This window comes from Mucilaginibacter sp., assembly GCF_041660805.1.
Classification (GTDB): Bacteria; Bacteroidota; Bacteroidia; order Sphingobacteriales; family Sphingobacteriaceae; genus Mucilaginibacter.
Genome location: NZ_JBAZVP010000033.1, coordinates 45,538 through 53,069 on the forward strand (window position 1 = coordinate 45,538; position 7,532 = coordinate 53,069).

Annotated in this window: 12 protein-coding genes; 4 read left to right on the forward strand and 8 right to left on the reverse strand. The window is 41.1% G+C overall.

Going from position 1 to position 7,532, the window contains the following annotated elements; genetic code table 11:
- Nucleotides 1–4: 4 nt before the first annotated feature.
- From kynU to WC743_RS24580, 5 genes are all read right to left on the reverse strand, one after another.
- Nucleotides 5–1,291, reverse strand: coding sequence for a kynureninase (gene kynU / locus WC743_RS24560; RefSeq protein WP_373016197.1), 1,287 nt, complete (start codon nt 1,289–1,291; stop codon nt 5–7).
- A gap of 274 nt (nt 1,292–1,565) precedes the next feature.
- Nucleotides 1,566–2,063 carry a pyridoxamine 5'-phosphate oxidase family protein gene (locus WC743_RS24565; RefSeq protein ID WP_373016198.1) on the reverse strand — a complete coding sequence of 166 codons (498 nt, stop codon included), beginning with the start codon at nt 2,061–2,063 and terminating at the stop codon, nt 1,566–1,568.
- Between the two features lie 44 nt (nt 2,064–2,107).
- Nucleotides 2,108–2,710 carry a DNA-3-methyladenine glycosylase gene (locus WC743_RS24570; RefSeq protein ID WP_373016199.1) on the reverse strand — a complete coding sequence of 201 codons (603 nt, stop codon included), beginning with the start codon at nt 2,708–2,710 and terminating at the stop codon, nt 2,108–2,110.
- A gap of 5 nt (nt 2,711–2,715) precedes the next feature.
- Nucleotides 2,716–3,363 (reverse strand): hypothetical protein, encoded by a 648-nt coding sequence (locus tag WC743_RS24575; RefSeq protein ID WP_373016200.1) that lies wholly within the window; start codon nt 3,361–3,363, stop codon nt 2,716–2,718.
- On the reverse strand, nt 3,363–3,839 hold the full coding sequence (locus WC743_RS24580) for a GAF domain-containing protein (protein ID WP_373016201.1): 477 nt from the start codon (nt 3,837–3,839) through the stop codon (nt 3,363–3,365). The genes WC743_RS24575 and WC743_RS24580 overlap by 1 nt, the downstream gene beginning before the upstream one ends.
- A 40-nt stretch (nt 3,840–3,879) precedes the next feature.
- Here WC743_RS24580 and WC743_RS24585 point away from each other — a divergent pair, with 40 nt between their 5' ends.
- The 4 genes from WC743_RS24585 to WC743_RS24600 all read left to right on the forward strand — a co-directional run bounded on the left by WC743_RS24585 (nt 3,880) and on the right by WC743_RS24600 (nt 5,454).
- Nucleotides 3,880–4,131 carry a hypothetical protein gene (locus tag WC743_RS24585; RefSeq protein WP_373016202.1) on the forward strand — a complete coding sequence of 84 codons (252 nt, stop codon included), beginning with the start codon at nt 3,880–3,882 and terminating at the stop codon, nt 4,129–4,131.
- Between the two features lie 72 nt (nt 4,132–4,203).
- The gene (locus tag WC743_RS24590; protein ID WP_373016203.1) at nt 4,204–4,500 is read left to right on the forward strand and encodes a hypothetical protein; all 297 of its coding nucleotides are present in this window, start codon (nt 4,204–4,206) and stop codon (nt 4,498–4,500) included.
- Nucleotides 4,497–5,195 (forward strand): DUF3291 domain-containing protein, encoded by a 699-nt coding sequence (locus tag WC743_RS24595; protein ID WP_373016204.1) that lies wholly within the window; start codon nt 4,497–4,499, stop codon nt 5,193–5,195. Before WC743_RS24590 ends, WC743_RS24595 begins: the two co-directional genes overlap by 4 nt.
- Before the next feature lie 10 nt (nt 5,196–5,205).
- Nucleotides 5,206–5,454, forward strand: a complete 249-nt coding sequence (locus WC743_RS24600) for a hypothetical protein (RefSeq protein ID WP_373016205.1) — start codon at nt 5,206–5,208, stop codon at nt 5,452–5,454.
- Nucleotides 5,455–5,670: 216 nt separating this feature from the next.
- Here the strand turns inward: WC743_RS24600 and WC743_RS24605 are convergent, their stop codons facing one another.
- From WC743_RS24605 to WC743_RS24615, 3 genes are all read right to left on the reverse strand, one after another.
- A complete protein-coding gene (locus tag WC743_RS24605; RefSeq protein WP_373016206.1) occupies nt 5,671–6,387 on the reverse strand; it encodes a diphthine--ammonia ligase in 717 nt (238 codons plus the stop codon).
- A 49-nt stretch (nt 6,388–6,436) separates the two neighbouring features.
- Entirely contained in the window at nt 6,437–7,117 is a 681-nt protein-coding gene (locus WC743_RS24610; protein WP_373016207.1) for an NAD-dependent deacetylase, read from the reverse strand.
- Between the two features lie 113 nt (nt 7,118–7,230).
- Nucleotides 7,231–7,532 (reverse strand): DUF6580 family putative transport protein (locus WC743_RS24615; protein WP_373016208.1); only part of this gene is annotated, 302 nt, incomplete at its 5' end.

Sequence of the window (7,532 nt, forward strand, 5' to 3'; positions counted from 1 at the left end):
AACATTAATTTACGGCTGTTAAAGCTTTTGTTAACTGTTCTGTTGCTTTATAAACATCGCTGAAAGTGTTGTAAAGCGGCACCGGACTTAATCTGATCACATCTGGCTCGCGCCAGTCGCCAATAACGCCATTATCTGCAAGATAGTTAAATATGGCTTTAGCATTTCTTTTACAAACCACCGATAACTGGCAGCCGCGGGCGGCAGGGTCTGTTGGTGTGATGATCTTGTATACATCTTCGCCACTTGTTCTGTTTACTTCACCTATCAGGTATTCCAGGTAGCCGGTTAGTAATTCACTTTTAGCACGCAAAGGCTGCAAGCCGCCCGCTTTTTCAAAAATATCAAGCGAAGCTTTATGCAGTGCCATGAGCATTATAGGGCTGGTGCTAACATTCCAGCCCCCGGCCCCATTCTCGGGTTGAAAACCCGGCGCCATTAAAAAGCGCTTATCATGGCGGTAACCCCACCAGCCGGCAAACCGGTTTAAAGTGGTATCAGTAAAATGCTTTTCATGCACAAAAACACCACTTATGCCTCCCGGACCGGAGTTCATATATTTATAGGAGCACCAGCACGCGAAATCAGCGCCCCAGGCGTGCAGTTTTACCGGAACGTTACCAGCGGCATGCGCCAGATCAAAACCGGCATACGCGCCAGCTTTATGCGCCGCAGCGGCAATGGCTTCGAGGTCAAAGAACTGACCGGTATAATAATTTATTCCGCTGAACAATACTAAAGCCAGCTCACCGGCATTATCTTCTATCTGTTTAATAATATCTGTGGTGCGTAAAGTGGTTTCACCTTCACGTGGCGATACCTCAATAACCGCATCTTTAGGATCAAAACCATGAAACCTAACCTGGCTTTCAACAGCATACTGGTCTGACGGAAAAGCACCAGCTTCCATCAGTATTTTAAATCGTTTGTTTGCTGGTTTATAGAAACTTACCATTAACAAATGAAGGTTTACTGTAAGTGAATTCATTACCGTTACTTCAGCAGGACTGGCTCCTAATATTTCAGATAAGGGCCCGATAAGCTTTTTGTGATAACTTAACCATGGGTCATTGCCCTGAAACCAACCCTCTACCGCATTAGTCTCCCAGGCGTTTAATTGGTCTTGTATATAGTTTTTAGCTGACCTGGGTTGCAGGCCCAATGAGTTACCACAAAGATAAATGGCGTCCTTACCATTATGCTTAGGTATCAAAAACTCATCACGGAAACTTCTTAAAGGATCCTGCTCATCCTGCTTAATTGCAAATTCTAAGGTGTTCTGATAATTCATTAGCCAATATTACAAAAAAGAGATTTCTTACGGCTTACTTTATTAACCACAAAGGGCGCTAAGATTTGCACAAAGACCACAAAGCATTTCTAATTATCATTAATATTAATCTCTGTGATCTTTGTGTATTTCTCTCTCTTTGTGTTCTCTGTGGTAATAAATTAAGCACACGACAAAGGGAGATTGACACCAAATTTTCTTCTTCTTACCAGATTGCTTTTTACTTATGAGACAGCCTCTTGTGGAAATTCTTTGTACAGTGGTTAATTATGCCCTAAAGGGCAATTTTACCATGCTTACCTTCGTCGTAGTGTTTGCCATTTACTACAGCCTTAAATAAATTGAATAATACCACCATACTACTACTGTTGCTATCCCAGTATTCGGCATCGGTAGGCTGAACCTTTAGCAACGTTAGTTTTGGATCATTCAATCCTTCAGGAAAAAATGCCTGGATAAAAGGGCTCCATAATTCCTTCATTTTTGCTTTATCATCAACAACTGATGCTTCTGCAACTATACTTAAGTAAGTGTGATTGGCAACATCTGAATAGGTAAGGGATACGGTATTTTCTACGGAGATCTCGCTTATTTTGGGTGAATACTCATTAGTGAAAAACCAAATATTACCCTCGTCGTCGATATCTGCTGTGCCCATTGGCCTGCTGTTAAACCCCTTTTCGGAGCTATAAGTAGTGAGCATGGCTGTTTTTACTTCTTTGACTTTGTCCTGTAAAAATTTTAATGATTCTGTTTTTGACCAGTCGTTCATAGCAGTATTAGTTAGTTAATATACTATTTAAACCAGCAACCCGATCATTTGTTGGGCTTGCTCACATAAATATTTCCTTTAACATAAAAGCGATATGGCAGCAAAGCATCCTCGCCTGCATAATCAACTCCTATTCGCGGCCCTGCTGCAACTTCAGCATCAGGAAAGGTTAGTCCGCAGTCTTCTATCCAAATGGTATCACTTTGCAAGCTAAGCGCATTTATTTTACGGGAGATCCCTAATGCTTTGGCCACAGAGCCGGGGCCTTTGGTGATGTTGGGCTTAACAGCTTCCATATTACGGCGATGCATCATAATATCCAAACCATCGGTTGGTTGTATGGCCCTTACCAAAATAGCATGTGGCTGGCCTTCAACAGATGTTACAATATTGAACATTTCATGAATGCCATAACACAGGTAAACGTATGTTACCCCACCCTGCATATGTATGGTTTGGGTACGGGGCGTCAGCCTTCCGCCAAACGCATGTGAAGCCCTATCAATTACACCTGCATAAGCTTCTGTTTCAACAATATAACCACCAGTAGTTTCACCATTAATTGAGGTAAAAAGGTACTTGCCAATAAGGTCGCGACTTAAGGCGACAACATCCGGGTTATGATAATATGCTTCAGGTAATTTCATTATTGCTACAGGATACTCGCCAGTGATTTATTGATCTCGCCGGCTTTATCAAACACCATAATATGGGTGCCGCCTTTGATAATTGCCGTTGGGTTTTTTATGTTTTTATATGGAAATACCAGGTCATTATCTCCAATGATGTGGTAAAGGTTTGGAAATACCACACTGTTTTTCCAGTATAGTGCTGCCCGCAAGGCCCATTTTAAAAATATAGGCGACGAATTGCTCAGCATGCTTTTAAAAAGCCTTAGATCATCCGGGTTCATTTTACCAAACATAGGTTTTATCAGGAAACCTACATGGGTCATTAATTTGCCCGGTATGGCCTTATAAACCGGTAAGCTGCGGAAGAACTTGAAATACCAGGGTGCTTCGCTATCGGTTTTAATGCTCGATACCAGGATCACTTTCTCCAGCTTTACTTTCTTAGCAATTTCAACCGAGATCATCCCGCCTAAAGAAACACCAATTACAATTGATTTTTCCTGTATATTATATTTATTTATAATGCTTTGAGCATAAGTAGTTAAAGTATCTATTGAATTAGGTATCAGCCAGTCAACCAGTACAACTTCGTATCCAACAGGTAAAATAATATTTTTAAAAAGCCTTGCGTCTGCTCCCAAACCGGAGATCAAATAAACTTTGCTCATTAAAAATTGATCAGCTTTATGATCTGTGTGAGATACCTGGCATCCGTTTCGTCAAACTCGTTCAGTTCTGAGCTATCTACATCCAGTACGCCTACTACTTCATTATTATGAAATAATGGCAGCACTATCTCCGAGCGGGATAACGAGCTGCAAGCGATATGGCCGGGAAATTCTTCCACATCAGGAACGATCAATGTTTCTGCCTGCTGCCAGGCTGAGCCGCAAACGCCCCTACCTTTAGCAATACGTGTACAGGCAACAGGCCCCTGAAAGGGGGCTAAAACCAGTTCGTTATCTTTCACAAGATAAAAGCCTACCCAAAACCATTTGAATTGCTCTTTTAGCGCCGCGCAAATGTTAGCCAGGTTAGCTATCAGATCAGGTTCTCCATATAGCAAAGCCTCAATTTGAGGGATTAATGATTGATATTGCTCTTCCTTATTCGCTGATGTTGCTATTTTTAGATCCTCCGCCATGGAATTTTTATTCTTTTATATTTGAAACAAAATTACCGCAATGTCTGCAATACTTAAGCAAAGAAAACTGTTTACAACCAAAATATTTGAAATCACAGACAAATCTCTAAAAGTATCCATTAAAAAATGGTTTAACTACGTGGAAGATGAATTTACATTCGAAGAAGTAACTACAAAAACAACGCGTAAACAATCAATTAATATGTATGCTTTTATTCCTGGTCTACTTTGCTTGATAGGACTTGTTATCACAACTATCTCTCATTTCAAACAGGAAAAAGATGCTTCATAGGTTTCTGACATGTGGTTTTATTTTATATTGATGTGCGTATTGTTAAGTATCACATACTTTACTTATGAAAAGTTGATAAATCTCTCCCTTACAGATAGACGAATCATCGCATTATATCAAAATTCACCGAATGAAAAAGAGGTTTCTGATTTTCTTGATTTACTCAAAAAGGAACAAAAAACATTTTTACTTTGGAGATATGCCAAACATGACCCGTATGTTTCGACGGAACAATTGGCTGGTAATTTGAGTTGGCTATATGATAGAAACATCATTAATGAAAATGAGTTGGATCAATTAAGGTCAAACCTATTAGGCAAAAATAATGATGGGCAGGTAGGTTTTAAATTTAACCAGGTAGATAATTGATCGTTAGTCTCACCATAGTGCGTTACCGCAAGGCGTTTGTGCCTTTTGCCCTGCTGGCCATGGCTGTGCACCGCCTGCCTATGATGATGCAGGGTGGCTGTACTTTCTGGAAACTATTGGGAAGCGGCCGTAACGGTACATTTGACCTGCAGCCCGATTGGCAGCAATGGGGATTATTAGCCGTTTGGGACGACCGTGATGATTATGAACGCTTTGCCGAAAGATCGTTTGTAGCTAAATGGTGGGAATTATTTGGCAATGAAAGCTGGACGGTGTTATGCCAGCCCATGCAAAGCCATGGCAAGTGGGATGGAAAAGAACCTTTTGGCAACCCAAACAGAGCAATTGATACCGGCCCGGTTGGAGTACTTACCCGCGCTACTATAAAAATAAGCAGGCTGAAAAACTTTTGGTCGCATGTTGATGAGGTGGCAAATTTAATGGCCGGTGCACCGGGATACATTACCTCAATTGGTGTTGGCGAAGCGCCGGTTTACCGGCAGGCCACTTTCTCTGTTTGGGAAAGCATGGAGCATATGAAAGCCTTTGCCTATGGCAGTAAACAACATGCCGAAGTGATTAAAAAAACACGCAGCGAAGGTTGGTACAGCGAAGAACTTTTCGCCCGTTTCAGGATCATTGAAAGCACCGGGACATTGTATGGAAAAGACCCTTTAAAGGGATTTATAAAATAGAATTTACAACATGAGAATTATTGCAGAACTCCCCCATCCGGAATTTAAAATATCCATTTTAAATATGAACTCTAAGTTCATTATCAAAATAGAAAAAGGTGCTTTAGAGCAAACTTATAAACTACCCGAAATAGACCTGACCGATGGCGTTAACAGTGTTTTTGAATTGCTTGATGAAGACTTTTTGAAAACAGTATCGGCCCGGTTTACTGATATGCTCAAGGATTTCAAAGACACTTACTACAGGTATAATTACTAACCATAACTCATTGTATAATAGCTAATTAAATACACAAAATATTCGATACAAAATTATATTTGGCAAAATAGGCTAAAAAACGACAGTATTGACGATTTATTTTCAGTTAAATAAATAATCAATTTAAATTAATTTCATAATACATTGGCAAACAAATAGGTTATGTGTTTGACAAAATTTTAATTTGGCGGGCTAAATTGCCAAATAAATGGGAAGTTAAGCCGGTAAAAGGTCGCAAAACCAAAATCCGGAGCGTTTTTTTGAATTATCAGAAATGCAGGAATCATCGATATTTTCAGGCGTTTTATATTCTTTAAAAACCTTCTCTCCTGTTTTGTATCCGATCTGTTTTTTAAAGACCGGGCCTTTAAAAGCGAAGGTGTGGAACTCGCCGTTTTCGCCGCAAACATCCACATCGGCTGGTAAATTATTTATCAGGTTTTGGTCTATCTCCTTCCCAACAATTTCTTCTAAACGTTCCTGAACGCAGGCTATAACAGTGCCAAATCCAAGTGACAAAAATTCGTTTATCAGCTCATGCGTATCACGTTTCCAAAGTGGGTAAATTCCGGTCATCCCTATCTCTGCCAAACGAGTATCGCGGTAGGTTTTCAGATCCTCTAAAAAGATGTCGCCAAAAATGGAATGGGTAATGCCCTCGCTTTTAAAACGGGCTAAATGCTTGCCCATCACTTCATCGTATTCTGCCATGCCGGGCATCTCGGGCAGGCGGATCTGGTAAAGCGGTATACCAATACTTTCTGCCTGTTGTATCAATAATTCGGTACGCACACCATGCATAGATATCCGGTCGGCGGCATCATTTATTGTGGTGACCAGGTAACGGATATCCAGTTCGGGATTTTTTAAGCTATGGTACAAAGCCAGCGCGCTATCCTTGCCGCCGCTCCAGTTGAAAATACAAGGGATCATGTTAATTGGTGAATAGTTGAATTAGTGAGTTAGTGATTTGAAGAGATATTTAAGCCATCAGTTCATCAACAAGCATAGGTACACCTATTGTGGCTTTAAAAGGCATTTCTACAATGCGGCTATTGCCAACAGTTGGAATGTTTGGGTCTACAATATATTTGGTTACATCGCGCGGCACATAGTTAATAAGCCCTGCTGCCGGGTATACTGCAAGCGAAGTACCTACCAGTATGAATAGCTCAGCCCCTGAGCAGATAGCCGTAGCCTTTTCAATCATCGGCACGGCCTCGCCAAACCAAACCACATGCGCACGCAGCTGTGACCCTAATTCGCAGGTCTCTCCCATTTTTATTTCCCAACCGTTAATGGGGTAAGTAAGGTCGGCTTTAATACTTGATTGCGCCCGGGTAATAACCCCATGCAAATGCACTACATTGGTTGAACCGGCCCGCTCGTGCAGATCGTCGATATTTTGGGTAATGATAGTAACATCGTATTTTTCCTGCAAACGGGCCAGTGCATAATGGGCCGCGTTAGGTTCGGCTTCCAATACCGATTTACGGCGCTGGTTATAAAAGTCCTGTACCAGTTCGGGATTGCGCTCCCAGGCTTCGGGTGTGGCAACATCTTCAATGTTATATCCCTCCCACAGCCCATCGCTGTCCCTGAAGGTTTTTAGGCCGCTCTCAGCGCTTATTCCGGCTCCGGTAAGTATGACTACCTTTTTCATTATAAAATGCTTTAAAACAAGATAAGGAGGCGTAAATATTTTACATCCCGCATTTCAACAAAAAAGCGGTTTTGCCTTAACAAAACCGCTTTTAAAAATATCTATATTAAAAATTACAAAGCAAGTTGTTTCCTGGTTTGTAAAGCTGTGTATTTGCTTTTAGCTAATTCAAAGCCACCAAATAGTATGGCGCCGAATACAACATCGCCTAAAACCATGTTTTGCTCAAACGGGATAGCATTGAACAGTGACTGGCCATAACCTGCTAAGGTATGCGGGTATAAGTTGCCGTATAACCAGGGCAGATCCATAATTAACCAGTGTACAGCAATACCGGCTAACGAAGCCGCTGCTACGTTCAATACGTTCACCTTTTTAATAAAAGTACCTATTAATACCATTATAGCGAAGCAAC